Origin of the sequence: Burkholderia sp. Se-20373 (genome assembly GCF_017104705.1) — a bacterium.
Lineage (GTDB): Bacteria > Pseudomonadota > Gammaproteobacteria > Burkholderiales > Burkholderiaceae > Burkholderia.
The window spans coordinates 91801-113847 of record NZ_JAAGPH010000008.1 but is presented as its reverse complement, the minus strand read 5'-3'; the positions used below and the strand labels follow the sequence as shown (position 1 = coordinate 113847).

The window sequence follows — 22047 nt, the reverse complement described above, 5'->3', positions numbered from 1 at the left end:
CATGGCTGACGTGACCCTCGCCGATGCGCTTCGCCTCGCGATCAACGTACTGCGCGACTCAGCGGAATCGCACAAGATGCCATCAGGTACGGACCTCGACGGCGCAATCGCTGCCCTGCACGCCGATGCCGCGGATGTGCTCAGTGATTCGCTTGACCTGCTGCGCGCCCACGAATAGGAAAACGATGATGGAGCCACTTTGCAGACTTCCAGCCAGCGGCTTGACTGATACACCGGCTTCAGTGCTGGTGTGGGCGGACAAGGTTGTCTTAGCCGCGAAGAGAAAGCTGAACGGGTTTGAGCCTAGGATTCGAGTGTGGGCGTACCGTCACAATGGCGCTGACTACCTTGCAGCCGACATAAGCGACGAACACGAGTCTTCGGCCGGCCATCCCATCACTTTTGTCATTGGCGATGACCTGGAACCGAGCCTAAACCTCGAAGAGCCGAGCGTCCCCGACATGGCGGATGCATTGCATCTTGTTGGCATAGTCGCTGCGGGGCTAAAAGCTGGCGTTACGATTGGTTGCCGTGGCAACGAGGTGAACGAAGCTGTTCTCGCGCGTCCGCTCGGAGAGGGTGAAACGAACGGCGCTATGCGCGTGGCCGGAATTTGACAGAGGAAAACTCATGAACAACAAAGCTACGTCCGATAAATCGTGGGGCTTCTGGCCGCGTTTGGCGGTAGTAATGTGTTGGATGGTAGGAATGCTCTTGGTCGGCCACTGGATCGTCCATGCCCTTGAACCGGTTGAGCACTGATCTTCACAACGGAAAACGTCGATGAAGGCGTGTGCCATGAACAAACTCAACAAGCCGTGTCCATCCTGCCCATGGCGGGTAGACGCGACGGCCGCCGATATCCCGAATTTTGATATCACGCTTGCCGAGAATTTGGCCGCGACGTGTCCCGACGAGCGTGGTATGGGACCGGATTTCGGCGCGACCATCTTTGCGTGTCACCAGTCGAAGCCGGGTGAAGAGTTCGCCTGCGCGGGCTGGTTGACAACGGTCGGGCATCGCCATCCAAGCGTGCGGCTGGCGATCGCGTCGAAGCGTCTGGACACGTCCGCGCTGCAACCCGGTCCCGACTGGCCTGAACTGCACGAGAATTACCAAGAGGTTTTGAACAAGCTGCGTGCGACGAACGTAGACGACGGAAAATTATGACGAGGACAATGGGATAGAACGGAAAACATTATGAGCACGATGACACCGGACCAGGCCAAGGCAATTCTTCTCGCGATGCCGACCATCATGCTGACTGCTGACAGCATTCGCAACAACCTCGAATACATCGACACCGACATTGGCGAGCAGGAAGACGGTCGGCAAAGGATCCAGCTTGATGGCTATTTCACCGCTGACGAACTGGAAGCCCTCGCCATGTGGATGCGCGATCCGGATGCAGTCGCTGGAGCGTCCTAACTGATCGGAAAACGAGGGAAGGCGATGAAAGCAGTTGCGAAAACGGAACGTCTACCGCGCTGGAAAGACTGCTTGGCGTTTGCCATTCTCGGCCTAACGTAACCTAGATCGCGACGCACTCGCGACGTGGACCGACGCAGACGCTGCGGCGCGATACAAGGCTGTTACTGGCGATGAACCGCCGACCTACTGACAACGAAGACGAAAATCGGAAGAACATCACAATGACACAGCAAACAATCACCTCCCTCTATATCGAAAATCCGGCTGTGGGCTCGGTTAGCTCGCGCGGATTTGTGGGCGACCAGGCTGACGGGATTTTTGGCGCGATTCAAGAGCATCTCGTCCCTACCGAAAAGCGTTTGCTGAATTTGATGGGACATGTGCGCGAAGGAACCCATTTCGAGGTGACCGAGGATATCGAAGTGACCAAGGAAGGCGGCGGCGAAACGCACTTCGTCAGGAAGGGCGAGATTGTCGTTTATACCGTTCGCGGCGAACGACACTGATCATCGAGGGGGCTATGGAAAGCGAAGACCGAGGAAACACTGTTGCTACGAATGCGCTACGCCCATGGGCACCGGCTTCGAGGGAATTCGACGCGTTTGTCCATGATTTTTGTCTCGTACAAATGCAATCGAAAAAGCCCGCCAGTCTGGAAGACATACAGCGACAGTTGTGGAGCGCCGCTGAGTTCGACTGGCACCGGCAAACTGGCGAAATTCGAAAGCTGCGCGGCAATCCGCACGGCGACGCAGGCTCATATGCGCGGCTAATCGAGATTGCTTCGAATGCGATCTGCGGTGCGAAACCGCGAGATTAATGAAACCGGGAACAGCGTGAGATTAGGAAATCGCCGGCCCGACTGGCACTGAGGAAGCGGAGCGAAGTCAGTTATGTACAAGAGACGTATTGTTCGCTGGTTCGTGGGCTGGACGGATCAAGTACGAGCTGAGCTAGGAAAACTCGTGCACCGGACGGCCATGGCGAATATGGCTACGGTGACCAACGTGTAACCAACGAAAATTGAATCGGTCATGGACGAAGAGCACAATCGGACGTTTAAGCAGCGGTGGCTGTCTTTGACAGTCGGGGTCTGGTGTTGGCTAGCGCCTGTGGCAGTGGTTATTTGCGCAGCGGCCAAACTGGCATCAGTCGAGGGCACGGAGTCGATGCCGTGGGGCGCAATCGTCGTCGGCCCGGCGATCGCGGTCGCCCCTGGCACCGCGACATTCTGTGCATGGCTGACGTTCATGACACATCGCTGGAACTGGCACGACTAGGCAAACGGCGGTCGCGCCAAGGCCGTGCGTGATCGCCTGTATCAGGCGGATAGGAAGTCGGATTGACAACGGGAAACAAGATGAGCAGCAAACGAGCCGACGAAATTCTGGCTGACGGCGAGTACGAAGCGACGTGCCGTGAGCGCACGATATTGGGTGCGGCCGCTAATGGTCATAGTGCCGTATTTCCGGGTGCGAGGATGGTCGTGAAGGATGGTTGGGCAACGTTCATGCGTGACGGAGCGGCGGTCTGGAACTGCAACGCGCGCTATGCAGCTACGCACTTTGACGTTCAGCCTGTATAGGGCTGCGGCGCAGGAGGGCGCGTCATGGCGAGTTACAAGGACGTTCAGACGTTCGTAAAGAAGCGACATGGCATCGTGGTGCAGACTTGCTGGATTGCCCACGTCAAGGAACTGAACGGCCTGCCATTGCGCAGTACACGGACTGGCGAACAGCAAGCGTTTTGGGATCGACGTGCATCGTACCGTAACCGAGCAGTTGGCCGGCGCGGACCAGTGCCTCCATTGCACGCACGAGGCGGCCGACGCGGACGAGTGGGGTGCTTTCCGTGAGGCTGTCCGGGTGCACCATGGGATCGATGTGCCGGACGATACGATCAGTTTCTGAGAAACGGGAGCCGTGATGCCGCGCCTCACTCCCGGCACGTTATTGCAACGTTGGCATGGTAATGGACATGAAAAAATTGGACGAAGCGTTGGAATTGCTCGGTATCGAGCGAGCGAGTCGACCGCACGAGCCGCATGTGCTCCTCATGGCGATCAAGTCGTTTGCAATGGCGGTCAACGACGAAGAGCTTGAGCAGGCGTGCGAAGCGAAGATGGTTCAGCTTCGGGCCGCGATCGCGGTGCGCAATTCCGCATAGAGGTATTGCTCATGAGTCATAGCATCACGCTGTACTGCGAAGAGACGAAGCAGATGGTCAATGTTGCCGAACAATCATCGAGCTGGTTCCGTGGAGCCGACAACCCCAATGTGGTTGGTGCGTTCTGCTTGGCCCATGCAGGAAAGGCGCTGCGTTCGACACTGGTTCAGCCTGTGGAGTTCGATGACTGCATGGACTGGGAGCAATGGACGCCCGAGAACTGCCATGAGCTTTATCACGCATTGGTCGGTGAGAAGCTTCAACACCTCACTGTCTAAATCGGGAAGCGGCAGTAGCGTGGGCCGGAATATTGCATTCGGATTGCCACAAATTCGTCGCCAATCAACGAGGGCCGACCATGACGCAAGAACAGGAAAGCATGACCCAAGAGCAAATACTGGCGAGGATCAGCGTGCTCTCAGACGAGATGGACGCGAACGAGGAAGAGAACCGCACGATGCAAGCGGAAATTGATGGCTTGTACGCGCGTCTCGACGCCATGAAGTGAGATCGGATGAACATGGAATTGACCCCGGAGCCGATACCGTTCGATCAGGGTGCAGAGGCGTACCGTAGGCGAGTGAATTTCAGTGCAAATCCGTTTCCACCTGAAACATGGCAGCATGGTGAATGGGATGGCGGATGGTGGAACGCCTGTGAATGCGATCTCGACGAGTCGTATGATTGGGCGACGTCGAAATTCAAAGAGGTCTAAGCGGCCTTTGCCTTGGCGCGCTTCGGTGAGTCCGTCGTTTCAGCCCGCATTTCGTCGGCCGGCAGCAACTGCATGATGGCGCGCGCAGCCTCAACGTTCTCCGTGTGCAGCCATTCGTCGTAGTCGGCCGGCCGCAGGATCACGATCGAGCGCTTCTCGTCCTCGGGTCCGTGCATCTGCTTCATCAGCGGGTGATTGTCGGCGTTGAGCGTGAGCATTGAGACGCCGATCAACGGCCGGCCGTCGCGATCTGGATATCGCTTCCAGATCCCGGCGACGCAATACGTCGACCCATCGGCCACGCCGATCCTCTGCCACACGCAAGGGCCTTTGACCCACTTGCCCTTTTCATCCAGCTTCGCATCAGGGTAGGAGGGCTCCAACACATATGCGGCCGGGATCAGGCATCGCTGTCCGTCCGCCCAAGCTTTCTTGAACGTCGGCTTGATGCTGACCTCCTCGGCGCGCGAGTTGTATGTGCTGAACTTGTGCAGCTTCTTGCCGTTCGGAAGGATCTTCTCGGGCTGCATGAATTTCGGCCAGAGGCCGTACACGCCGGCGACGATGATCGCATCATCGCCATCCGGTAGCACGGCTGGCGCAGTGTAGTCGGGCCATACATCCAGGGCCCACGGGTCGCGCCGGAACAGGTCGCTGATGCCGAGCTTCAGTTCGTTGATGCCCGGATCTTCGTTTGGCGCGCGGTAGGTAGTGCACACGGTGAATCCTCGCCGTCAGTTTTAGAACAGGTCGGCAGTCAGTCGCCTCATGAATCGACCGTGGCCGCCGGCTCCGCTATCGACCAGGCGAACCCAAACCGATCCGCATTCGTCGCATTGGAAAAACGTGTGCTCGGTCTGGTCGTGACCGCGGCCGACCGCGACCCGGCACGTAACGGGCCTGCCAATCTCCGTGAGGCCCTTCGGTTCGCGATCCTTTGAGCAAGCTTTGCAGGCGGACATCGTGGGGTTCCTTGGACAGGTGACAGCCTCCGTATCGTATTCGCCCGAACCGCCTATCGACAAGCGGACGCCTTGCGTTAGACTGTATATCCATACAGTGCCGGTGTCAAAAATGGGGACGGTTTGGGAGTATCAATACGAGTACACGGATCTCGATGACGGGAAGGTGAAGCTCTATCCATTTTGGCTAACGGTGGCGGAAGCCGGGCATTGCCAAACGCTCATCGAGAACGACTTCGGGCGCAAGCTCAAGCGCCGCGAGCGAGTCGGGCCGCCGGCGTGGCGCGACGCGTACAAGGTCGAGCCTCACGGCGTCAAGACACTGCCGGAGTTTGATTCGCCGATGCATTCGGAGCTGGTCGAGTTGTATCGACGCGAGCGCGATCCGGATGTTCGGAGGGTGATCCTCGAAGTGGTCCGCGCACGACGCGTGATGGGAGAAATCGAGAATCTGTTCCGCGCAATACGGGACGAGTACAAGGACAAGCTGGTGGCAATGAACGTGCTGCGCTGCCTCATCCAGAAGGAGCGATGGCGGGTTGGAGAATTCGGCGGCGCATCGGACGTGAACGCAAAGAAGCGGGCGGCGGCCGGTGCCCGCGTGGAAGATGGCCGGCCGGATGACGAAGTTAAGGGACGAAGTGAACCGGCTCAGGACTCGTCGTCCAGTTCCCAATAGGGCGTGCTCTCGCTAGGCGGCACGCTTTCGAATCACAGCGCCTCGGGACCAAACCGCCCGACACGCTCGGCAGTCTCAAACCGTGTTCGAAACATCATTGCATCCGAGCGTCCCACTTCGACCGGCAAGGCCCGCAGGCCATGATCGCGTAACCACGCGAAACGATGCCGTCCGTCCGTGAAAACTGCTTCGCCATCGACCAGCGCGAGACTTGGGACGGGAATCCGATCCTTCCCGATGGCGCGCGCCAAGTAATCGCCGACCCGCGAATATTTGCCGTCCTGGTTTGAGCCGCTGCCACCCTGACCGACGTAGTCCAGTGTCTTGCGCCACGACGCGTCGAGTAAGTCCACCGCCGTCCAGATGATCGGATCGGGAGACTCGTCCCAGCCTTCACCGATCGCGCGCTGGACCCAAACCAGCAGTTGAAAATCCGTCATCGCGCTCACCGTTTCAAGTTCGTGCCGGTACTACGCGTCGTCGCCTGGCCACCACGGCTGCGGGACGCGATCGACCGCATAGTCGTTGAGATCTTTTCCGACCAGCCACTTCGGCCGCGGGCCGTGACCAGACCAGCGGCGGCCCGACGACGGATCGTAGTACTTCGCCGGCGCGCGCTTCGACTTCGCTCCGATGTAGCCGAGCGCCGACAGCACTTCCTGTTGGGTAATACCGTAATGGGCGACCTGCTCCTTGAACGTGGCCAGCGCGGCTTTTTTCTCCGCGGCCTTGGCCTGAGCCAATTGAACATCGAGTTCGCGCAACTTGAATTGCAGCGAGTGCAGGGTGAAAGCTTCCATGAGTTTCTGTAAATGCGTAGAGGAAAAAGCAGCAGGGGGCCGCTATTATCCTGCTTTTCTATGAAAAGACCGCGAGCAGTCGTTGCAGCAAAGGTACTCTTGCCGTCCACCAGTCCATCCTGGAAGGCGGCATGGCAATGAAGCGCAACGGAGACGACTTCGATTGGTCGTAGTAGAAAATATTGTCGTCCCCGTACTCTAGCTCCCGAGGCGCTGCATCGTTAATCGTGCGCACCGCAAAATATCTCTCCGCCAGCACATCGCCTGCCGGCCCCATCACTTGGAGGCGGATTTCGTCACCGTCGCCAAAAGAGCGAGGCACCCCACACAACTCAATCTTGTACTTCTCGCCACCGTACTCTTTCGTCCCTCCATTAAGAGTCTGCGTATAGCTCTCGCAAGCCTCATATGACTTCCGCAACGCGAGCGACGGAATCGCCAGCACCAAGACTAGCGCGATTGCGATTACATGTTTTCTGGTGGCCTGCATATTTCGCCGAGACTGAGCTTAATGGGGTTGGTCAGCTTGAGATATTGCAAGTTTGAATATATCACGAAATCCTCCCCGCGATTATGCTTGTTTCTCCAGTCGCTGTACGTTTTGTTGAAAACGGGATAGTGTACGTCGCACGCTCTAAATTTCTTGACGACGCCCTTACGTGTATCGATTGGCTTATCCAGAAAGTCATCGATCAGATACTTCCACTTAACCGTTGACTCAACGTCAGGTGAATTTCCTAGGTTCGAGTTTACGCCGCTTCGATACAAAAGCTCCCGAATTCTTCCGCCATTCGTGATAATCATGCCGCTTTTGTTCCAGTGCCCCAAGTATTGGCTGCTCGATGGCGGATTCCCGTCATTGAAAGAGTAGCTATCTTTTATGTATACGTAGATATGTGTTATGGATGCGGTCAAGTCAGCGCAGTATGATTTGGATTTTTCATGGTTATCGTATTTATAATATCTATCGCCGTAAAACTCAACGCGCCCGATGGCGGCATAGATGTTGAAGTTCGCCAGGGCAGCGGTCAAATCAGTCGGCGCATACGGGAGACCTCCCGTCGTGTCAAAGCTGGACACATTGACCAACTGAAACTGCCACTTCCTGCAAAACTCGACAAGATTGCCTTTGTCGCCAACCGTCTGGAAATCAAAATCTACCGACGATCCGAATTTTTCTTTCACCACATGCCGCAGCCGATCTCTCAACAGCGCTCTGGCATTCTCGTTGTAGATATTTTTCGAGATAAGCTCGTCATATCGCTCTCTAACCTTCCCGAATTTTAGCGCCCACTCGATAGTGACGATGGTATTGTCAAACGGCTGGTCCGTTTTGAAGCTGTTATCCCAAATGTGCTTGGGCCCGCTGAACCATCGCCTGGCAAGTTTGGCCGCGACCGGCCATTTCATTTGCTCCATCGCCACGGGAACATCCAGTAGATCAAAAGGAGGCGGATTCTCGCAATCTTCCGCATCGGCCGGCGCGGACGACGTGGGAGGCGGGGCTTGCTTGGGTGGCGGAGTCTTTGCTGGCTCCGGGGCTTTCACCGCGTCACTCTTCGCTGGCGCGGGTTCCGGTAGCTTGAAGGGTTTCGGTTCGCCAGGCGCAAGCCTGTCCATGCAAACACCTTGCGGTGTATTCAAAGGAATGCATCCATTGATGCCAGCGTATTCCTTCCACTTCCGCGGCGAGAATGGAATCGACGATGCCTTTATTTCATAATACGGAACTTTCTTGACAACTGGCATGGATGGATAACGCATCTGAATGAACTTTCGTCAGAATAATCGATACCCAGACACGTCCGGCGATAATAATGAAAACAACTGTTAGATCACAACGTCGTCGCTGAATCTGCCGCACTAGTTATTCTGATAAGGGGCGTGCCATTGCGGCAATCTTAGGGCGGTCAGCTTGGAACACCCGGAATTTCCGGAAATCTTCGAGTCCAGTGTCGATGATCATGCCCACGGATCACGCACCCCGTCTTCAAAGCCGGCGCGACTGTCGCGCAACCAGCGGGCCGCATCGTCGGTGCCGAGGCTCTGCGGCAGGCCATCGAGCGCCTGCGTGGCATTCATGACTGGTTCGGCGGGCACCAGACGTGCGACCACGGTCTGGTTGCGTTTGATCACGACGGTCTCGCCGCTCTGGGCAACCTGGTCGAGGATCTGCCGCGTGTGGCGCGCCAGATCGGTGGCGGTAATGGTCAGCATAGCGGCCTCCGGGGACAATGACTATGTATCGCGCTCAGTCAGATAGTGGTCGATCGCCGTGTGAAATTCTCGCGTCAGTTCGTCTACTGTCTTGCTGTGAAAGCTGATGACCGAATCCGCGGCGAGCACGCGGCCGACGAAAATTCTGTCGCGCTCGTCGAAATCGATCCGGGCGACAAAGCCCCTATAGGTCATGCCCTTAAGTATGTCCGTTCGACGTTGCAGACCAGCTTTTGCCGCTGCGAACGAGGGGGTGCCCGGCGGGCACCACGCGGGCATCATGCCGGTATCGCGCGCAGTGCAAAAGGCGTTCGACAGGCCACCTTGGTTCGGCCGTCGTGTGTCGCCGACCTTTAGCATTTGCTCATAGGTGGCGCGCAGCATCGGGTTCTTCGGTCTGTACGGGCGATTGGTCACGTTGGCTCCTCGTCGCGAGCACAATCAATCGGGGAAAGGGCGGGCCATTGCAGCAATCCTGCGGCGGTCGGCCTGGAACACTCGGAACTGCCGGAAGTCCTCGAGGGATGGATGATCCCGCCATGCATCATTGAGCTTGTCGAGGTGCTGCCCAATCGACATAATCAGTCGCGACATCTTCGCCTGCCTGTCGGGTTCAGCACATTTCCGAACAACCTTGGCGAGTTCATCGAGACTGTAGTTGACGTAGAAGTCGAATGAACTTTCGGGCCTTCCGGTGGCCGTGACCCACCATGCTCGCGCTGCTTTCCCTGCGAACTCGGAAATGTCCTCGGCCAGTTTCAGCACTTCGTCCGTAGATGCAGTCCCGATGGAAGCAACGCCAAGCTGCGCGAGTATGAGTTTGGTTTGCCGTTCCGTCGTCTCCCGCTCGCGTCGCGCATCTGCGTCCTGCTTCACCTTCCGTGCGATCTTCTCTGCGCGTTCGAGATCATCACCCAACACATCGAGGGCCAGGCGGGCTTGCTTGATCGCATCGATCTGTTCGGACGACAGATATTGCCCGAACAGATCGAGCGCGCTGCGCAGCGATCCGACCGTGCGTCGCACGGTACCGCGATGCTTTTTGATGTCGGCGTCGCCGACCCATTCGGCGTTGAGCCGAAAGCGCTTGTAGATGAGTTCGTCGCGCGTCATCGCGGCAAAATCCGCGCACTCATCCTTGAGGTAGACGTACTTGTTCGGTGCCTCATAGCCCTTCGAGCACCCCCAAGTTAGCGAGGTGCCAGTGAAATGCCGGCATTCTTCACATCGGACTGGACCGTGAGCCGGGCGCTCGATAGGCGGCTTCATCGCGTCAGAGCGCCTTGCGGATCTCTTCGGCGCGGCGCTCAAGCTCAGGAAGCAGGATCAGGTCCAGAAGCTTTTGCTTGCTCTTGACGTTGGTGTGTTCGAAGACGAAGTTGTAGAGGTCCAACGTGGACGGCGTGACGCGCCAGAGCACCGACTCCGAAGCCTTTTCGGCGACATCGGTAGTGGCTTTCGCTTGTGCCGCGGCGACGCGTCGCTCAACGGCAGCCGGCGCAGCGCTCGCGGCGACCACTGGCTCCGGCGCAGGCGAGTCCACCGGCGCGGGCGTAGCGACGGGAGCCGGTGCGGCGGCCGCTCGGGGAGCGGGAGCAGGCGAAGGTGCGGCTGCCGGCACTGCGGCCGGCGGCTCCGCTGCGCCAACGGCAGCGCGTCGCTCGTCCGCGCCTGACGCAAAGCGCTCCAGTGCAGCCGGGTCTACAGCGGGTTTCCTGTTAGGACGGACGAATCCGCTCATGCCAATACCTCGTATGCGAACAACTGGATCTCAGCCTTCGCTTTGGAGTTGTCCATCTCGACCACGCCGAAGCCTTCAAGAAGCGCTTGCTTGTAGATCTTCCGATAGCCGATGGTCGTGTCCGCCAATTGGATCTGGTCGAATTCTTGGAGAAATGCCTTTGCGTTGAGCACTTCCTTCGGCGATGGATCGTGCGGGGTCATGTTCAGCAGACCAAACGCACGCAGTTCAGGATTGAGTCCCTTCGCCAAGCTGATGACCTCGTTCATGTGGTCCAGCGTTTCGAGATCGGCTTGGCTTGCTGCGAAGGGCACATACACCTTGTCCACCGCGGCAAGCGCCGTTCGAAGTTCCTTGCTGTCGTGACCGCCCACGTCAACGAGGACGTATTTGTAGCGAGTGGCGAGATCTTGAACGGTCTCGTAGACGTTCCCCGACTTTTGAGTGCAGTGAATCTTCGCGATCCGCGCACCTTCGAGGATCTTCTTGTTCCTGCGGTCGATCCAGTTCGATGCGGTAGCCTGGGGATCGCAGTCCACAATCATTACGTCGTGACTTTCACCGGCGAGATGAGCGGCGAGATTGGTAATAGTCGTGCTCTTCCCAGTGCCACCTTTCTCGCTGGCGACTGCGATAACCGAACCTTCGTCTCCGTTGACGCCAGGATTCACGTTCATTCGATTGCCCCTTTGTAACTATATCGAATCATATCAAATGCTATCACTTGATAGCACGTTTTCTAAGCGACCGATGCCGTGCCTGCGCCGCGACCATCGCCATGCAGCGCGGATAAGGCGGCTTCCAGTTCGCGAACACGGGTTTCGGCTGCTGCTGCACGCGCCGTCGCCTCCGCCAGCTTCGCAAAAGCTGCGTCGCGATCCTCCTGGAGGCGGTCAGCCAGTTTCTCGGCCGCTTCGGCGCGCCCCTCCAGGATTCCGCGCTCGTTGGAGAGGCGATTGATGTTGCCCTGCATGCTTTGCATGGCGATGTTGAGCGCTCGATTGTTCTCATCGGCCTCTTTCCTCGCTTCGCGATCGCGTGCGGCAGCGGTCTTGTAGTCATCCGCCACTACGAGCAAACGTCGTTGCTCGCGCTCGACACGATCGGAAGCGGCCCGAAGTTCTTCGATCGTGCGCTGCAAATCGGCAGCTTCCTCGGCACGCTTGCGCTCACGCTCTTCGCTTTCGGCCCGCACCTGAGCGAGCGATTGTTCGGCGGCATGACGGGCGGCTTGTTCGCCCGCAAGCTGGACGGCCAACTCTTCACGTTGTGCGTCGGCCGCCGACGCTCTTTCGGCAGCTTGGCGGGCGGCAGCTTCCGCCGCAGTTGCGCGGCGATCGGCTTCGGCCGCGCGCGTGTCAGCAGCGCTTATGGATGCTTCGGCTTCAGCACGAAACGCCGCAAGCGCAGCGTCTGCTTGGGCGAGGGCGTTGTCCCAGACGGTTGCCGCCGCCTGGCCGAAGACTTCGAGAAGGAAGTCGGGAAGATCTGGACGCTCAATCCGGACCTTTGCGCTCTCTTGAAGCCGTTTCCAGAACTGGTTGATCTCGTCCTGCGCGGTGCTTGTACTTGGCGATCGACCATCCTCGGCGAGCAGCGAAACCAAACGCGTTGCGCCTGCGCGCTCGCCGAACTTGAAGAAAAGGGTTTCGATCAGTGCTCGAAGCTGCTTCCGGTAGTCCCCGCGATAGGCGTGCTCCTCGCGGATACGCTCAACCTCCGCACGAATGCGGTCTTCAAGGTCAAGGTCGCGAGGTCTGTTCGTACCCGATTTCATGCCACTCCGCTTCGATTTGATATCACACGCTATCGAATGCAATCATACGATTGCATTCGATAGCAAATGGTTCGATTGCGCGAGGCGAGGACAACTATCTTCGCGAAATCAACCCTTTGCGGCGGGATTTTGCAGCATATCAACAGGGCTATCAACAGAAACTGTTGATAACTCACCAGATTCGATATCGAATCATATCAAATGATAGCATTTGATATCGAATCCAATCGAATTGCAGCATATCGAATCGAACGCTAAGCTATCGAAGGATTTGATGTGCTGATGTAGTGCAGCATCATCGCGTAGTTTGCTGCATGAACCTCATGCCCAGGCGACTTGTCCGCGCAGATCGCATGCGCAATCAAGTCGCTGACGATCGTCGCGCGCAGGGAAGGGTCGTCCCACCCGGTGCGGCCCTCTGCGGCCTTCCTAGCCATGGCCACTTTCATTGCGGCCGCGAAGCCGTCGATCGCGGCGTTGATCCGCAGGATCTCACGCTCGACGGCCGCGGGATCGATCGATTGTCCATCCAGTGCCTTGCGCATGCCAACTTCCTCCAAGGTGAATTGCGCGCTCGCCGGCGCGGGCTCGTTGAAACGGCCGACGCACGCCGCGAAGCATAGAAAAGCGTCGACTCGCAGTCAACTCATGATTACGTACAACGTCATTTTTATGATTCTCACTTGCTCTTATCTGACATAACGATTATTATGTCACTCAGTAGGCGCGGGGCAGGTTAGATCATCGCATTTCCGTGGAACATTGACAGCATTTAGCCGGAAATGCTTTGCTGCGCAAGGGATGCAGCGGGGGCGCAGTTTTGCCGTGAAACATCCCGAAGATTGCGTATCGTTATAGCGATACGTGTTTTTTGAGTGAAATTCTCGCTTTTAGCGGGCTTCGAGGCCCGCGACTGGAGATCAGAATGGCAAACCACGTATCCCTCAAGGCAATGGCCGAGGACAAGAGCATCGAGGGCGTATCGAAGGTCACCCACTTCAAGGTTGACCCTCGCCTCATCACGATCGAGGAAGGTTTCAACGTCCGGGCGAAAGTCAACGGCGTGATGACGCCCGCGCGCCGCGAGTACATCGACAGCCTCAAGGCAGCCAAGTTGGCTGGAGCAACCTTCCCTCCTCTCGATGTCCGGGTCGAGGATGGCGTCGTTATCCTCATCGACGGCGAGAATCGGCTAATCGCTGACCTGGAACTTATTAAGGAGGGGCACGACATCCAGACCGTGGAATGTCGTCAGTTGCGCGATAACGACGCCGAACGGGTCGCGCATATGGTCGGTACCGGTGAGCAAGGCTTGAAACTCACGCACCTCGAAGCGGGACACGGCTATCGTCGCCTTCGCGGCTTCGGCTGGTCGGTGCAGCGCATCTCCAAACGCGCTCGAAGATCTGACACACATATCGAGCAAGGCATCATGCTGGCAGAGTCGGACACGGCGATCCAACAAATGCTTATCAAAGAAGAGGTGGCGGCCGATGTGGTCCTACCCCTACTGCGTAAGCACGGCAGCAAGAAAACCCTCGAGATCCTGATCGAGCGCCTTGAGAAGGAGCGCGCCAACGGCGGCAAGAAGGTCACGGCGAAGTCCCTGTACGGCCCGGCGATCCCGCGTCAGGTTGTCAGCAAGGTGGTTTCTTCGCTCGATACCTTCTACACTCGGCTGTCGGAAAGCGATCGCGAGAACCTCCAAACGCTGCTGAACGGCAACGAGGCCGAACTGGAGGGCAAGACGGTCACCATGTCGGCCGCGAGCCTGAAGGCGCTTTTTGACGCGCACCAAGAGGTGCAGCAGGTGTACGCGAAATCCGAAAAGCGCGAGCAGAACAAGCGGGCGCGAGCAGCTTCCGCGGCGGCAGATGGTGACGCCAAGGACAGCGATGACGAGTTCAGCTTGGACGACGTGGTGACCCAACACAAGACCCAGGCAGCAGCGTGACGATGACGGCACTTACGACGACTCCCAACCAGGCGTTCGCACTCGCGCTGAACGCCACGCTTCCGCCCTCGCTCGACGGCAGTGCGGGCGAGAACCGGGGTGCCGGCAGGCAGCAGATCGCAGCAAATACCGATTGGGAAGCAATTCGGCTCTGGTTGGGCCAGTTCGCCGACCAGCAGAAGACCTACGCCGCCTACGAAAAGGAGGTCGTGCGCTTCTATGTGTGGGTGCTGGCGAGTCGCGGCAAGCCACTGTCATCCGTTGTCTACGAGGATTGGGACGCGTATCTCGCATTCCTCGCCGATCCTCAGCCGCGATCGGTTTGGGTGGGCACGAAGCGTGGTCGGCGCGACAAGGATGGCGGAGTGTCGAAGGACTATCGGCCGTTCGCCGGCCCGCTACGGCCATCGAGCATCCGTTACGCACAGGGCATCATCTGGTCGATGTTCGAGTGGCTGCGCAGCGTGGGCTACCTGGCCGGAAATCCCATCATTCGCAACCGCCGTCGCCTGAAGAAACCAGAGCGCTCGCAATCACGCTTTCTGACCGAGGATCAGTGGGGCGCGGTACTCGCCGCTATCGAGGAACTACCTCGCGAAACCGTCTATCAGCGGCAGCACCACGCCCGCTGGCGATGGATGGCGACGCTGTTCTATATGACCGGCATCCGTACTGCGGAAGCGATCAACGGGACGATGGGCGGGTTTTCTGCCATTCAGGACCGAGATGACGCGCGCAAGCGCCATTTCCTGACGGTGATCGGCAAGGGCGACAAGGAACGCGCCATCCCGATCCCGGACGCCTTCCTGCCCGAGATCTCACGCTACCGTGAGGCATTCGGCATATCGCCATGGCCAGCCCCGGCCGAGGCGACGCCGCTCGTGTTCTCGCTTCGCGCCAAAACCGCGTTCCGACCACTCACGCGGCAGTCGGTGTGGGTCTTGTTCAAGGAAATTTTCAAGCATGCCGAGTCGGTGCTCGCTCGAAGCGATCCGGAAAGCGCTTCGCGTCTGAAGGCGGCTTCGACGCACTGGATGCGCCACACTGCCGCAACCGACATGCTGAACGCTGGAGCGGACCTGCGCACAGTACAAGCGGTCTTGGGACACGAAAGCATTTCCACGACGTCCATCTACTCGCACACCGAAGATTTGAAGCTGCACCGCGACCTCAACGACAAGCACCGCATCCGTTGGTCTGAGTCCGGCGATAAGCCGAGCTAAAACCGACATTGCGTGTCAGGCAAATTTCACGCATCATATATACGATACGCAATTCATCGGGGGATATATGAGCAGCATCAACAAGCAGATCCTTCTCGGTCGTCTGACGGCTGACGCAGAGGGCCGGAGCATGCCGAGCGGCGGCATGGTTGCCAACCTCAGAATCGTGACCTACGAACGCTATCAGGAGAAAGGCAGCGGCGACTGGAAGGAATTCGCAGACTATCACCGCATTTCGGTGTTCGGCCCGCCGGCGGAGTTGGCGCGCACCCTGAAGAAAGACACGGAGGTGTACGTCGAGGGGCGCACGCGCACGCGCAAGTACCAGCAGGACGGCCAGGATCGCTACATCACCGAGGTCGTCGCCAATGTCCTTTTCCCGACTGGCGCAGAGGCCGGACGTGAAGGCGACGCGGCTCAGCCCTCACCGGCCTCTTCCCGGCCCGCTGCTACAGCAAGCAGCCCGGCAGCCGCGTCGGACGAGCCTGAAAACGAAGCGCCCTTCTGACGATGGCAGCCATGCGAGCAAGGAGTGGACGGACGCCCGTGGCGTTTTTCCACATCGTCAGCAACGGCGGCGTTGACATGGGATGGGTCGGCTACTGCGAAGCAATTGGCGAGGCGATGATTCCCGCCCTACTTCATCCCGACGGCGCGGACGGCGCGGAGAAGCGCTCTCTTTCTGATCCCCCGGAAGTGATCGGTGTGTACAACGGTGAGGCATACGTGCCGCACTCGTGGATAAGGAAAGCGCTCAAGGAAAAGCGTGATCTGTTCGTTATTGACGTAATGAAGATTGCCGCCGAGAACGGCATCAAGAAATCCAAGGGCGAAATGCCCGACGAGTCGGGCCAACCGGATGATCCGGCACAAGCTGCACCGGAAGGCCAACCACTGCACGGAGAAAAAGATGAAACGAATCCTGACCACGACGGCAACGATGCTCCTCGCGGCAGCTTTGTTGAGCGGCTGCGCCGTTGGAGCTTCCCCCGCCGTCGCTGATGATGCAAGCGTATCGACCATCCAGGCGGGCCGAACGACGAAAAATGACGTGCTCACCAAGTTCGGCCAACCGAGCGAGCAGACGAGCGACGACAAAGGCAATGCGACATGGCATTACCAGCGCGTCGAGAGTTCCGCGCTTGCCTTCCTTCCCGGCCTGAACATGCTCGGCCGCTCGGAGAAGAACAGCGAGCTGACCATTCGGTTCAACTCGCGCGGTGTGGTGACAGGCTACGACTACAACCATCGCAACCTGTAACGCAACCGACACGCCAACTATGCCGACCATCCTCAAGCGAGTTAAACGCGCCTCACTGGCGAGCCATCGCCGATCCGCGGCGATCGCCAGGCTCCGAATGGCTTTCTCGATGGACACGATGGAGATGAAACTGCCAGGCATCGAGTCTCTCGCCGAACTCGCGCAGAGTTATCGCCCGCACGTCGAGGTAGTGAGACAGGACTTAGAAGTGCTGCAAACTCACTACTCGAACGCGAAGCAAGACTGATCGGGCCGGAGGAAAGATTGACTACAACCAAGCTTCTAGTCGGTCTGTTTTCGCTAGCTCTGTGCGCTCAGGCTTTCGCGGCCGATTGGAGTGCCAAGTCTATCCAGATCGAAAAGCAGTACAACGATGGCCAATGGGGAGCTTACGATTCTCTGTTGCTGACCGAGAATTTCTCCATCCAAGGTCACAGCGTGGGCGAACCCGACGCGAGCATGAGACTTCAACCTCTGGCTTCTGATGGGAAGGTCAAGTTCGCGCGTGTGTTCAACGTCTTCTGCGGTACGCGGGAAATGTTCCACACGGGTTTCGATGAAGCGGCGTTACATGCACCATGGTCGATCGAAATCCACTCACCCTGTGGAACGTGGCGATACACGCTCGTCGATACCACGAAAGCGCGACATCCGGAGATTGCCAAGGGCCCTTTTCGACCAAGTATCGCGCCGCAGTGAAGAACCTGATGCCAATGGACGTGTGATCGTTGTGATCGTTGCCGCTATATCACCAGACGTGGGATTGGGGTAGCTCCGGTCACGCGTAAGAAGAACTTGGCGCGCTCGCGCCCCGCATCGGCCGGTAGCCGCTCTAGGACAAGCAATGAAAAAGATTATTCTCGCAGTCGCAGCACTGGCAACTTCGGGCTTCGCATTCGCGCAATCGTCCGCCGCAGTATCCTCGCCGGATGCAGCACAACAGGTCACGCAAGCCCATCTGGTAATGCTGCATCAGGATCTGCAGCAGATCGCCGGCGAACTGGTCAATCACCAGGCAAGTCAACTCGCCGCTCACCAGGCGTCGCAAGACCCCTTCTCGTTCTGTTACTTCAAGAACGAGGCATATTCGCTTGGCGCTGTTCGAGACGGCCTCGTATGCGAAGACACCGGCGTCCATATGAGGACGTCCGATGGTGACGTGGACCACAAACGTAGCGATCCGCTGCGCTGGAATCCCGTCAGCTCGAAAGCACACCGCAGCAATGGCTAACGAGGGGACGATGGACAAGCACCTGATACTGCTCGATGACGGCGATTTCTACATCGAGCGCAACATTAACGGCGATGCGGCCAAGGCCAACGGCTTCCTGCATCGCCGGTGCCCCACGTCACCAACAACACCGGGTGGTTACGAATGCGTCGGCGGGTACGAGCGGCGCGCGGCCGGCGAATGGCAAGCCTCGATCAATGCGCCGTATGACAGCGCGTCGGATAGCGATTGCCGGGAACTCGGACGCTTTGCGACCAACCTGGACGCGATTACGGTCCTATGGAAGGCTCGTCGAGACGCTTACTGCGAGCACTAGGAATCGGACATGCTAAAACGCCTTTGGTGCCGAGTATTCGGCCATGCGAAGCCGATCACGTACAAAGTGCGTGACGACAGCTTTTTCTACGCGGGACTGGATGGTCAAGGTATGGCCAGCAGCATTCAGTGGGAGTGCCCGCGCTGCGGCGGGCAAGCCAATGCGATTGCGCTGAAGGCCACTCGGCCACAGCGCGCACAAGCGGTCAAGCCCGCACTCCCAATGAAGGATAGGAGATGAGCATTCGTATCGCGATCGATGCATTGGCAGCCATCGCAATCGATGCATTGGCGCCCATCGCAAAGTTTGAATTTATCTCTGTCGCCATGGTGCCGTATGCATTGATGGCAGCACTCGCCATCGGCTGTGCGTTCGCCATCGCCGCACTCTGTTTGGAGGGTCATAAGACTGCCCATGACAAAAAGAAGGGCCGAGTGCAAGAGGCACCGTGGAAGGCCGCACTGTATAACCCGAAGCAATACCGACGAGACCGATAAAACAAGGAAGCGCACAAGTGACGATTCTTCGAATGGACTACGAAATAAAGGACCGCGTCGAGCGTGAGTTGAAGGCACAGCCCAACCGCGCCGGCCGCTTTATCCTGTCGGTTGCGAACGCGGCAGGCAAGATTGCCTACGAGCTTGAGCCGATCGCCGATCGGCAAGCGGCGATCGAAAGTCTTGCGCAGCGATATCGCCTGTCAGGCTCGCCTTTACGGCGGGCACTCGTGGTCAATTCAAATGACGAAGCACGCGCCGTGGGAACCTACTTCGCAGAGATCGACCAGGCGCGTCGCCTCGCGAACGATGAGCTTCTCGTTCTGGAGCGATTCACGAATGCCGATGACCGCGGCGAATACATGATTTGCTCGCCCGACCTAAAGGCGGCCGTGGAGCCCGCGTCGTCTGCTCCGAAACAAGCGCGGCACCGAGTCTAGTCGCAACCGAACACAACGGAGACCATCATGAACGTGACGTGGACGCAACTCGGAGTCCTCGCAATCTTCGCCTATATTGGCATCGCCCTCTGGATGCACCTGAATGAGCGCAACAAGGCCCGGCCCGAAGATCGCCCCTCGGGCAAAGTGCTTTGGCGGAGCCCGACACGGGTCGAAGAGAACGGCGCTGTCTACACCGATCAGATTTTCGATCGGTTGCAAGGCGACGATCGCGAGCGCTATAACTTGCTTCGGCAGAAGCATTTCGGTGACCGCTACGGCACGTACTGGCCGCGTGCAAGTGGCATGGGCGAGGCCACCGCCGTCGAAGCGTTTCTGCGCGACTGGTTTGGGTCGTCCAAACTGCAACTTGCAAGAGTGGTCGAGTACGAAAGAACGTTCGACGGCTATTTTGTGTGGCTGATTCAATACAAGACTGTCTCGGCCTGACGGCGTACCATCAGCACCTAACGACACGACCGTCGAGGGTGCGATGAAACGCATGACCACCTACAAAGGCTGGACGATAGATGCGGCACCTATCATCCTAGCGAAGCAGCGACTCTTCGAATCATGTGCGATTGTTGAGCGCGAGCACGGTGAGCGTTTCGTGTTCGTTGACCTTGGCAATCGTGTCTTTCGATCACAAGCCCACGAGCGAGGTATCGAATGGGCGAAGCGCTGGATCGACAACAATTACACCTACGGCGCGGCCGATAAGCGCGAATGCACCGTCGATTCCTAGCTCCGCTTCGGTGCCTGTGGCCGCATCGTTGCCGCGGGAGCGTCGACCGGCACGATCTTGCCGTGCTCGTACCGATAGCTCACGGTCTGCTCCTGACCCACTACATACGTCACCGTCGATGCCAGTTGCCGATCGTGCAGCAGCAGTTCACCCGCCACGTCCTGCAACGCGTGGTGCTCGGTGACCCGGACTACCACGCCGGTGTAGTCCTTGCCGTGCGCCGCCTCGGCGACGCGAACAGAACGACCATCCGATAGAGCGGCCGTCAGCAGCTTGCGTGACGCGAGCCGCCGCATGTAGGGATCGGTCAGCTTCTTGGCTACCCAAGGCAGGACTGCATCCTCGACCGGAAACTCCACCTCTTCATCAGCCTTCGTGGCTACGATCCGCAAGTTGCCTGGCTCTTCTGAGTTGTCGATCACCGTCGCCTGGTCCGCGTGCTCGAACGCGGCCGGCAGCAGATCCATAGTCGCAGCATAGCGACGACGAATCGCGTCCGGCTCGACAGCATGGCCACCGTCAGCAACGCGGCCGGCGACGCGGCGCACGTTGATTTCCGGATCTTCCGTCGTGATGAAGAACAGGGAGACGCGGTAGCCGAGCGCCTTTGCCTGCGTCATCAGCGCGACCTTTTCGGGCGTGGACATGACGGTTTCAAAGGCGAAGTCGCGCCCCTCCTGCAACGCCTGAAGACGGCGTTCCTCCGCCATCTGCGCAGCCTTCAGGTTGCGCTCGCGGTAATCGGGAATTTGATCTTGGAGGGAGCGGGCGATGTCGTCGGCGTTGATGTACTCCCCGGAAAACTGATCCGGGTCACCGACGACTGCCTCTGTGATGGTTGACTTCCCCGAGCCGTTCGGCCCGGCGAAGATGATGACTGCGGGATTGCCTTTTTCTTCTTCGTTCGTGAGGGTCATGCGACTTTGAGGGTTTTACGCTTCGCGCTGGACGCGCCGACGCTCACCTTGACGACATCGCCGGACACCTCCGTCGCAGCCTCTTTCGGCTCACGCACGACGTAGGCAGGTTTGATGCCCTTCGCTTCAAGGTTACTGACGGCCTTCTTCACCGCCGCGTTGGCGCGTGCCAGAAACACGTCGCTGGTCATATAACGGCCGAGTTTGTCAGCAGGCATGATCCACTCCATTGGATACCTTCTGATTGACATTATACTCCCCGGCATGGTACTGCGCGCAACATCTACCTCCTCTCGGCAAGTGTGCCGGCGCGCACCCGGCCGGCCACCGCTCCAGTCACGCCCAGGCCGTTTGTGAGCGCGTAGTGGATCAGATCCGCATTGGTGCGAAGCTGAAGCTTTTCGAGCAAGCGAGACCGGTAGGTGCTGGCCGTCTTGACGCTGATCGACAGTTGTCCGGCCACGTCCACCAACCTCAATCCCTGCGCGAGCAAACAGAGCGTCTGGTACTCGCGATTGGACAGGTCTTCGTGGGACGGCTCGGGTGCTTGCCCCGAGATCTGGTTGATCAGCGATGTCAGCGAACTCGCTTGAACAAATCTGCCACCCGCGGCGACGGCGCGCAATGCATCCAGTATTTCCGCGCGCGTCGCATGCACGCCGACGACACCGGTCGCGCCACTGCGAAGCGCTCGCAGCGTGCGATCTGCGCCCGCCGTTAAATCAAGGGCAAGAACACCCACCGACGGCGAGAGCGATCGCATGCGGCCAATGAGATCGAACGCGGGCGCATCATTTAGGTCCAGATCAATAATGACGGCCGCGTAGCTTTTCAGGTGGCGCATTTTCTCGGAGAAGTCTCGAGCCGAAGATGCGAAGGTGCACGCATTGGCGACGCCTGCGCCTATTACCAGCGCCTCGATGCCAAGGCACCGTAGCGGGTCTGAGACAGCCACCAGTACGCTCGGGATACTCG

Annotated in this window: 40 protein-coding genes; 25 read left to right on the top strand and 15 right to left on the bottom strand. The window is 58.5% G+C overall.

Features of this window, described 5'->3' with window-relative positions:
- Position 1: 1 nt before the first annotated feature.
- From G3N96_RS05135 to G3N96_RS05095, 10 genes are all read left to right on the top strand, one after another.
- Entirely contained in the window at positions 2–178 is a 177-nt protein-coding gene (locus G3N96_RS05135; RefSeq protein ID WP_206136500.1) for a hypothetical protein, read from the top strand.
- Between the two features lie 7 nt (positions 179–185).
- Positions 186–617 carry a hypothetical protein gene (locus G3N96_RS05130; RefSeq protein WP_206136499.1) on the top strand — a complete coding sequence of 144 codons (432 nt, stop codon included), beginning with the start codon at positions 186–188 and terminating at the stop codon, positions 615–617.
- 181 nt (positions 618–798) lie between these two features.
- Positions 799–1170 carry a DUF6283 family protein gene (locus G3N96_RS05125; protein WP_206136498.1) on the top strand — a complete coding sequence of 124 codons (372 nt, stop codon included), beginning with the start codon at positions 799–801 and terminating at the stop codon, positions 1168–1170.
- A 30-nt stretch (positions 1171–1200) separates the two neighbouring features.
- Positions 1201–1428 carry a hypothetical protein gene (locus G3N96_RS05120; protein ID WP_206136497.1) on the top strand — a complete coding sequence of 76 codons (228 nt, stop codon included), beginning with the start codon at positions 1201–1203 and terminating at the stop codon, positions 1426–1428.
- A gap of 173 nt (positions 1429–1601) precedes the next feature.
- Positions 1602–1937: a hypothetical protein gene (locus tag G3N96_RS05115; RefSeq protein WP_206136496.1), complete on the top strand. Its 336-nt coding sequence runs from the start codon at positions 1602–1604 to the stop codon at positions 1935–1937.
- A 14-nt stretch (positions 1938–1951) separates the two neighbouring features.
- A complete protein-coding gene (locus G3N96_RS05110; RefSeq protein ID WP_206136495.1) occupies positions 1952–2251 on the top strand; it encodes a hypothetical protein in 300 nt (99 codons plus the stop codon).
- A gap of 540 nt (positions 2252–2791) precedes the next feature.
- Positions 2792–3016 carry a hypothetical protein gene (locus tag G3N96_RS39105; RefSeq protein ID WP_241022488.1) on the top strand — a complete coding sequence of 75 codons (225 nt, stop codon included), beginning with the start codon at positions 2792–2794 and terminating at the stop codon, positions 3014–3016.
- A 392-nt stretch (positions 3017–3408) separates the two neighbouring features.
- Positions 3409–3597: a hypothetical protein gene (locus G3N96_RS05105; RefSeq protein ID WP_206136494.1), complete on the top strand. Its 189-nt coding sequence runs from the start codon at positions 3409–3411 to the stop codon at positions 3595–3597.
- Between the two features lie 11 nt (positions 3598–3608).
- Positions 3609–3875 (top strand): hypothetical protein, encoded by a 267-nt coding sequence (locus G3N96_RS05100; protein ID WP_206136493.1) that lies wholly within the window; start codon positions 3609–3611, stop codon positions 3873–3875.
- Between the two features lie 80 nt (positions 3876–3955).
- The gene (locus G3N96_RS05095; RefSeq protein ID WP_206136492.1) at positions 3956–4105 is read left to right on the top strand and encodes a hypothetical protein; all 150 of its coding nucleotides are present in this window, start codon (positions 3956–3958) and stop codon (positions 4103–4105) included.
- Between the two features lie 203 nt (positions 4106–4308).
- On the opposite strand, the gene G3N96_RS05090 is transcribed toward G3N96_RS05095, so the two are convergent.
- A complete protein-coding gene (locus tag G3N96_RS05090; RefSeq protein WP_206136491.1) occupies positions 4309–5031 on the bottom strand; it encodes an SOS response-associated peptidase family protein in 723 nt (240 codons plus the stop codon).
- Positions 5032–5386: 355 nt separating this feature from the next.
- On the opposite strand from G3N96_RS05090, the gene G3N96_RS05085 reads away from it, so the two are divergent.
- Entirely contained in the window at positions 5387–5953 is a 567-nt protein-coding gene (locus G3N96_RS05085; protein ID WP_206136490.1) for a hypothetical protein, read from the top strand.
- Between the two features lie 32 nt (positions 5954–5985).
- On the opposite strand, the gene G3N96_RS05080 is transcribed toward G3N96_RS05085, so the two are convergent.
- The 11 genes from G3N96_RS05080 to G3N96_RS05030 all read right to left on the bottom strand — a co-directional run bounded on the left by G3N96_RS05080 (position 5986) and on the right by G3N96_RS05030 (position 13033).
- Positions 5986–6393 (bottom strand): hypothetical protein, encoded by a 408-nt coding sequence (locus tag G3N96_RS05080; RefSeq protein ID WP_206136489.1) that lies wholly within the window; start codon positions 6391–6393, stop codon positions 5986–5988.
- A 30-nt stretch (positions 6394–6423) separates the two neighbouring features.
- Positions 6424–6753, bottom strand: coding sequence for an H-NS family nucleoid-associated regulatory protein (locus G3N96_RS05075; protein WP_206136488.1), 330 nt, complete (start codon positions 6751–6753; stop codon positions 6424–6426).
- 58 nt (positions 6754–6811) lie between these two features.
- Positions 6812–7201: a hypothetical protein gene (locus G3N96_RS05070; RefSeq protein ID WP_206136487.1), complete on the bottom strand. Its 390-nt coding sequence runs from the start codon at positions 7199–7201 to the stop codon at positions 6812–6814.
- A gap of 17 nt (positions 7202–7218) precedes the next feature.
- The gene (locus tag G3N96_RS05065; protein WP_241022487.1) at positions 7219–8517 is read right to left on the bottom strand and encodes a DUF6402 family protein; all 1299 of its coding nucleotides are present in this window, start codon (positions 8515–8517) and stop codon (positions 7219–7221) included.
- Between the two features lie 198 nt (positions 8518–8715).
- A complete protein-coding gene (locus tag G3N96_RS05060) occupies positions 8716–8970 on the bottom strand; it encodes a type II toxin-antitoxin system Phd/YefM family antitoxin (RefSeq protein WP_206136486.1) in 255 nt (84 codons plus the stop codon).
- A gap of 21 nt (positions 8971–8991) precedes the next feature.
- The gene (locus G3N96_RS05055) at positions 8992–9387 is read right to left on the bottom strand and encodes a hypothetical protein (RefSeq protein WP_206136485.1); all 396 of its coding nucleotides are present in this window, start codon (positions 9385–9387) and stop codon (positions 8992–8994) included.
- Between the two features lie 24 nt (positions 9388–9411).
- Positions 9412–10083, bottom strand: a complete 672-nt coding sequence (locus G3N96_RS05050; RefSeq protein WP_206136484.1) for a hypothetical protein — start codon at positions 10081–10083, stop codon at positions 9412–9414.
- A 160-nt stretch (positions 10084–10243) separates the two neighbouring features.
- Positions 10244–10513, bottom strand: coding sequence for a hypothetical protein (locus tag G3N96_RS05045; RefSeq protein ID WP_206136483.1), 270 nt, complete (start codon positions 10511–10513; stop codon positions 10244–10246).
- Positions 10514–10707: 194 nt separating this feature from the next.
- A complete protein-coding gene (locus tag G3N96_RS05040) occupies positions 10708–11388 on the bottom strand; it encodes an AAA family ATPase (protein WP_206136482.1) in 681 nt (226 codons plus the stop codon).
- 62 nt (positions 11389–11450) lie between these two features.
- Positions 11451–12488 carry a DNA-binding protein gene (locus G3N96_RS05035; protein ID WP_206136481.1) on the bottom strand — a complete coding sequence of 346 codons (1038 nt, stop codon included), beginning with the start codon at positions 12486–12488 and terminating at the stop codon, positions 11451–11453.
- A 254-nt stretch (positions 12489–12742) separates the two neighbouring features.
- Positions 12743–13033, bottom strand: a complete 291-nt coding sequence (locus tag G3N96_RS05030) for a hypothetical protein (RefSeq protein WP_206136480.1) — start codon at positions 13031–13033, stop codon at positions 12743–12745.
- Between the two features lie 380 nt (positions 13034–13413).
- Here G3N96_RS05030 and G3N96_RS05025 point away from each other — a divergent pair, with 380 nt between their 5' ends.
- The 14 genes from G3N96_RS05025 (at position 13414) to G3N96_RS04960 (ending at position 20155) form a co-directional block, all read left to right on the top strand.
- Positions 13414–14442 carry a hypothetical protein gene (locus G3N96_RS05025; protein ID WP_206136479.1) on the top strand — a complete coding sequence of 343 codons (1029 nt, stop codon included), beginning with the start codon at positions 13414–13416 and terminating at the stop codon, positions 14440–14442.
- A gap of 2 nt (positions 14443–14444) precedes the next feature.
- On the top strand, positions 14445–15665 hold the full coding sequence (locus G3N96_RS05020; protein ID WP_206136478.1) for a tyrosine-type recombinase/integrase: 1221 nt from the start codon (positions 14445–14447) through the stop codon (positions 15663–15665).
- Positions 15666–15732: 67 nt separating this feature from the next.
- Positions 15733–16173: a single-stranded DNA-binding protein gene (ssb, locus tag G3N96_RS05015; protein WP_206136477.1), complete on the top strand. Its 441-nt coding sequence runs from the start codon at positions 15733–15735 to the stop codon at positions 16171–16173.
- Between the two features lie 38 nt (positions 16174–16211).
- Positions 16212–16667 carry a hypothetical protein gene (locus G3N96_RS05010; RefSeq protein WP_206136476.1) on the top strand — a complete coding sequence of 152 codons (456 nt, stop codon included), beginning with the start codon at positions 16212–16214 and terminating at the stop codon, positions 16665–16667.
- Positions 16576–16926, top strand: a complete 351-nt coding sequence (locus G3N96_RS05005) for an outer membrane protein assembly factor BamE (RefSeq protein WP_206136475.1) — start codon at positions 16576–16578, stop codon at positions 16924–16926. Before G3N96_RS05010 ends, G3N96_RS05005 begins: the two co-directional genes overlap by 92 nt.
- Positions 16927–16945: 19 nt before the next feature.
- Positions 16946–17173, top strand: coding sequence for a hypothetical protein (locus tag G3N96_RS05000; protein ID WP_206136474.1), 228 nt, complete (start codon positions 16946–16948; stop codon positions 17171–17173).
- Positions 17174–17190: 17 nt separating this feature from the next.
- Positions 17191–17625 (top strand): hypothetical protein, encoded by a 435-nt coding sequence (locus G3N96_RS04995; RefSeq protein ID WP_206136473.1) that lies wholly within the window; start codon positions 17191–17193, stop codon positions 17623–17625.
- Positions 17626–17770: 145 nt separating this feature from the next.
- On the top strand, positions 17771–18157 hold the full coding sequence (locus G3N96_RS04990) for a hypothetical protein (protein WP_206136472.1): 387 nt from the start codon (positions 17771–17773) through the stop codon (positions 18155–18157).
- 10 nt (positions 18158–18167) lie between these two features.
- Entirely contained in the window at positions 18168–18473 is a 306-nt protein-coding gene (locus G3N96_RS04985; protein WP_206136471.1) for a hypothetical protein, read from the top strand.
- 9 nt (positions 18474–18482) lie between these two features.
- Positions 18483–18713: a hypothetical protein gene (locus G3N96_RS04980; RefSeq protein ID WP_206136470.1), complete on the top strand. Its 231-nt coding sequence runs from the start codon at positions 18483–18485 to the stop codon at positions 18711–18713.
- Positions 18710–18970, top strand: a complete 261-nt coding sequence (locus G3N96_RS04975) for a hypothetical protein (protein ID WP_206136469.1) — start codon at positions 18710–18712, stop codon at positions 18968–18970. The genes G3N96_RS04980 and G3N96_RS04975 overlap by 4 nt, the downstream gene beginning before the upstream one ends.
- Before the next feature lie 32 nt (positions 18971–19002).
- On the top strand, positions 19003–19410 hold the full coding sequence (locus G3N96_RS04970; RefSeq protein WP_206136468.1) for a hypothetical protein: 408 nt from the start codon (positions 19003–19005) through the stop codon (positions 19408–19410).
- Positions 19411–19437: 27 nt separating this feature from the next.
- Positions 19438–19860, top strand: a complete 423-nt coding sequence (locus G3N96_RS04965) for a hypothetical protein (RefSeq protein ID WP_206136467.1) — start codon at positions 19438–19440, stop codon at positions 19858–19860.
- Positions 19861–19903: 43 nt separating this feature from the next.
- Entirely contained in the window at positions 19904–20155 is a 252-nt protein-coding gene (locus G3N96_RS04960) for a hypothetical protein (RefSeq protein ID WP_206136466.1), read from the top strand.
- Here G3N96_RS04960 and G3N96_RS04955 read toward each other — a convergent pair.
- The 3 genes from G3N96_RS04955 to G3N96_RS04945 form a co-directional block, all read right to left on the bottom strand.
- On the bottom strand, positions 20152–21072 hold the full coding sequence (locus tag G3N96_RS04955) for a zeta toxin family protein (protein ID WP_206136465.1): 921 nt from the start codon (positions 21070–21072) through the stop codon (positions 20152–20154). The two genes, G3N96_RS04960 and G3N96_RS04955, sit on opposite strands and share 4 nt — an antisense overlap.
- Positions 21069–21290, bottom strand: a complete 222-nt coding sequence (locus G3N96_RS04950) for a hypothetical protein (protein ID WP_206136464.1) — start codon at positions 21288–21290, stop codon at positions 21069–21071. The genes G3N96_RS04955 and G3N96_RS04950 overlap by 4 nt, the downstream gene beginning before the upstream one ends.
- A 65-nt stretch (positions 21291–21355) precedes the next feature.
- On the bottom strand, positions 21356–22027 hold the full coding sequence (locus tag G3N96_RS04945) for a response regulator transcription factor (protein ID WP_206136463.1): 672 nt from the start codon (positions 22025–22027) through the stop codon (positions 21356–21358).
- Positions 22028–22047: the final 20 nt, after the last annotated feature.

Bases quoted from the DNA above. Each gene is read 5' to 3' on its own strand.
- G3N96_RS05135 (WP_206136500.1), top strand. From the start codon at position 2: ATGGCTGACGTGACCCTCGCCGATGCGCTTCGCCTCGCGATCAACGTA.
- G3N96_RS05130 (WP_206136499.1), top strand. From the start codon at position 186: ATGATGGAGCCACTTTGCAGACTTCCAGCCAGCGGCTTGACTGATACA.
- G3N96_RS05125 (WP_206136498.1), top strand. From the start codon at position 799: ATGAACAAACTCAACAAGCCGTGTCCATCCTGCCCATGGCGGGTAGAC.
- G3N96_RS05120 (WP_206136497.1), top strand. From the start codon at position 1,201: ATGAGCACGATGACACCGGACCAGGCCAAGGCAATTCTTCTCGCGATG.
- G3N96_RS05115 (WP_206136496.1), top strand. From the start codon at position 1,602: ATGAACCGCCGACCTACTGACAACGAAGACGAAAATCGGAAGAACATC.
- G3N96_RS05110 (WP_206136495.1), top strand. From the start codon at position 1,952: ATGGAAAGCGAAGACCGAGGAAACACTGTTGCTACGAATGCGCTACGC.
- G3N96_RS39105 (WP_241022488.1), top strand. From the start codon at position 2,792: ATGAGCAGCAAACGAGCCGACGAAATTCTGGCTGACGGCGAGTACGAA.
- G3N96_RS05105 (WP_206136494.1), top strand. From the start codon at position 3,409: ATGAAAAAATTGGACGAAGCGTTGGAATTGCTCGGTATCGAGCGAGCG.
- G3N96_RS05100 (WP_206136493.1), top strand. From the start codon at position 3,609: ATGAGTCATAGCATCACGCTGTACTGCGAAGAGACGAAGCAGATGGTC.
- G3N96_RS05095 (WP_206136492.1), top strand. From the start codon at position 3,956: ATGACGCAAGAACAGGAAAGCATGACCCAAGAGCAAATACTGGCGAGG.
- G3N96_RS05085 (WP_206136490.1), top strand. From the start codon at position 5,387: ATGGGGACGGTTTGGGAGTATCAATACGAGTACACGGATCTCGATGAC.
- G3N96_RS05080 (WP_206136489.1), bottom strand. From the start codon at position 6,393: ATGACGGATTTTCAACTGCTGGTTTGGGTCCAGCGCGCGATCGGTGAA.
- G3N96_RS05075 (WP_206136488.1), bottom strand. From the start codon at position 6,753: ATGGAAGCTTTCACCCTGCACTCGCTGCAATTCAAGTTGCGCGAACTC.
- G3N96_RS05065 (WP_241022487.1), bottom strand. From the start codon at position 8,517: ATGCGTTATCCATCCATGCCAGTTGTCAAGAAAGTTCCGTATTATGAA.
- G3N96_RS05060 (WP_206136486.1), bottom strand. From the start codon at position 8,970: ATGCTGACCATTACCGCCACCGATCTGGCGCGCCACACGCGGCAGATC.
- G3N96_RS05050 (WP_206136484.1), bottom strand. From the start codon at position 10,083: ATGACGCGCGACGAACTCATCTACAAGCGCTTTCGGCTCAACGCCGAA.
- G3N96_RS05040 (WP_206136482.1), bottom strand. From the start codon at position 11,388: ATGAACGTGAATCCTGGCGTCAACGGAGACGAAGGTTCGGTTATCGCA.
- G3N96_RS05035 (WP_206136481.1), bottom strand. From the start codon at position 12,488: ATGAAATCGGGTACGAACAGACCTCGCGACCTTGACCTTGAAGACCGC.
- G3N96_RS05030 (WP_206136480.1), bottom strand. From the start codon at position 13,033: ATGCGCAAGGCACTGGATGGACAATCGATCGATCCCGCGGCCGTCGAG.
- G3N96_RS05025 (WP_206136479.1), top strand. From the start codon at position 13,414: ATGGCAAACCACGTATCCCTCAAGGCAATGGCCGAGGACAAGAGCATC.
- G3N96_RS05020 (WP_206136478.1), top strand. From the start codon at position 14,445: ATGACGGCACTTACGACGACTCCCAACCAGGCGTTCGCACTCGCGCTG.
- ssb (WP_206136477.1), top strand. From the start codon at position 15,733: ATGAGCAGCATCAACAAGCAGATCCTTCTCGGTCGTCTGACGGCTGAC.
- G3N96_RS05005 (WP_206136475.1), top strand. From the start codon at position 16,576: ATGAAACGAATCCTGACCACGACGGCAACGATGCTCCTCGCGGCAGCT.
- G3N96_RS05000 (WP_206136474.1), top strand. From the start codon at position 16,946: ATGCCGACCATCCTCAAGCGAGTTAAACGCGCCTCACTGGCGAGCCAT.
- G3N96_RS04990 (WP_206136472.1), top strand. From the start codon at position 17,771: ATGAAAAAGATTATTCTCGCAGTCGCAGCACTGGCAACTTCGGGCTTC.
- G3N96_RS04985 (WP_206136471.1), top strand. From the start codon at position 18,168: ATGGACAAGCACCTGATACTGCTCGATGACGGCGATTTCTACATCGAG.
- G3N96_RS04980 (WP_206136470.1), top strand. From the start codon at position 18,483: ATGCTAAAACGCCTTTGGTGCCGAGTATTCGGCCATGCGAAGCCGATC.
- G3N96_RS04975 (WP_206136469.1), top strand. From the start codon at position 18,710: ATGAGCATTCGTATCGCGATCGATGCATTGGCAGCCATCGCAATCGAT.
- G3N96_RS04970 (WP_206136468.1), top strand. From the start codon at position 19,003: ATGGACTACGAAATAAAGGACCGCGTCGAGCGTGAGTTGAAGGCACAG.
- G3N96_RS04965 (WP_206136467.1), top strand. From the start codon at position 19,438: ATGAACGTGACGTGGACGCAACTCGGAGTCCTCGCAATCTTCGCCTAT.
- G3N96_RS04960 (WP_206136466.1), top strand. From the start codon at position 19,904: ATGAAACGCATGACCACCTACAAAGGCTGGACGATAGATGCGGCACCT.
- G3N96_RS04955 (WP_206136465.1), bottom strand. From the start codon at position 21,072: ATGACCCTCACGAACGAAGAAGAAAAAGGCAATCCCGCAGTCATCATC.
- G3N96_RS04950 (WP_206136464.1), bottom strand. From the start codon at position 21,290: ATGCCTGCTGACAAACTCGGCCGTTATATGACCAGCGACGTGTTTCTG.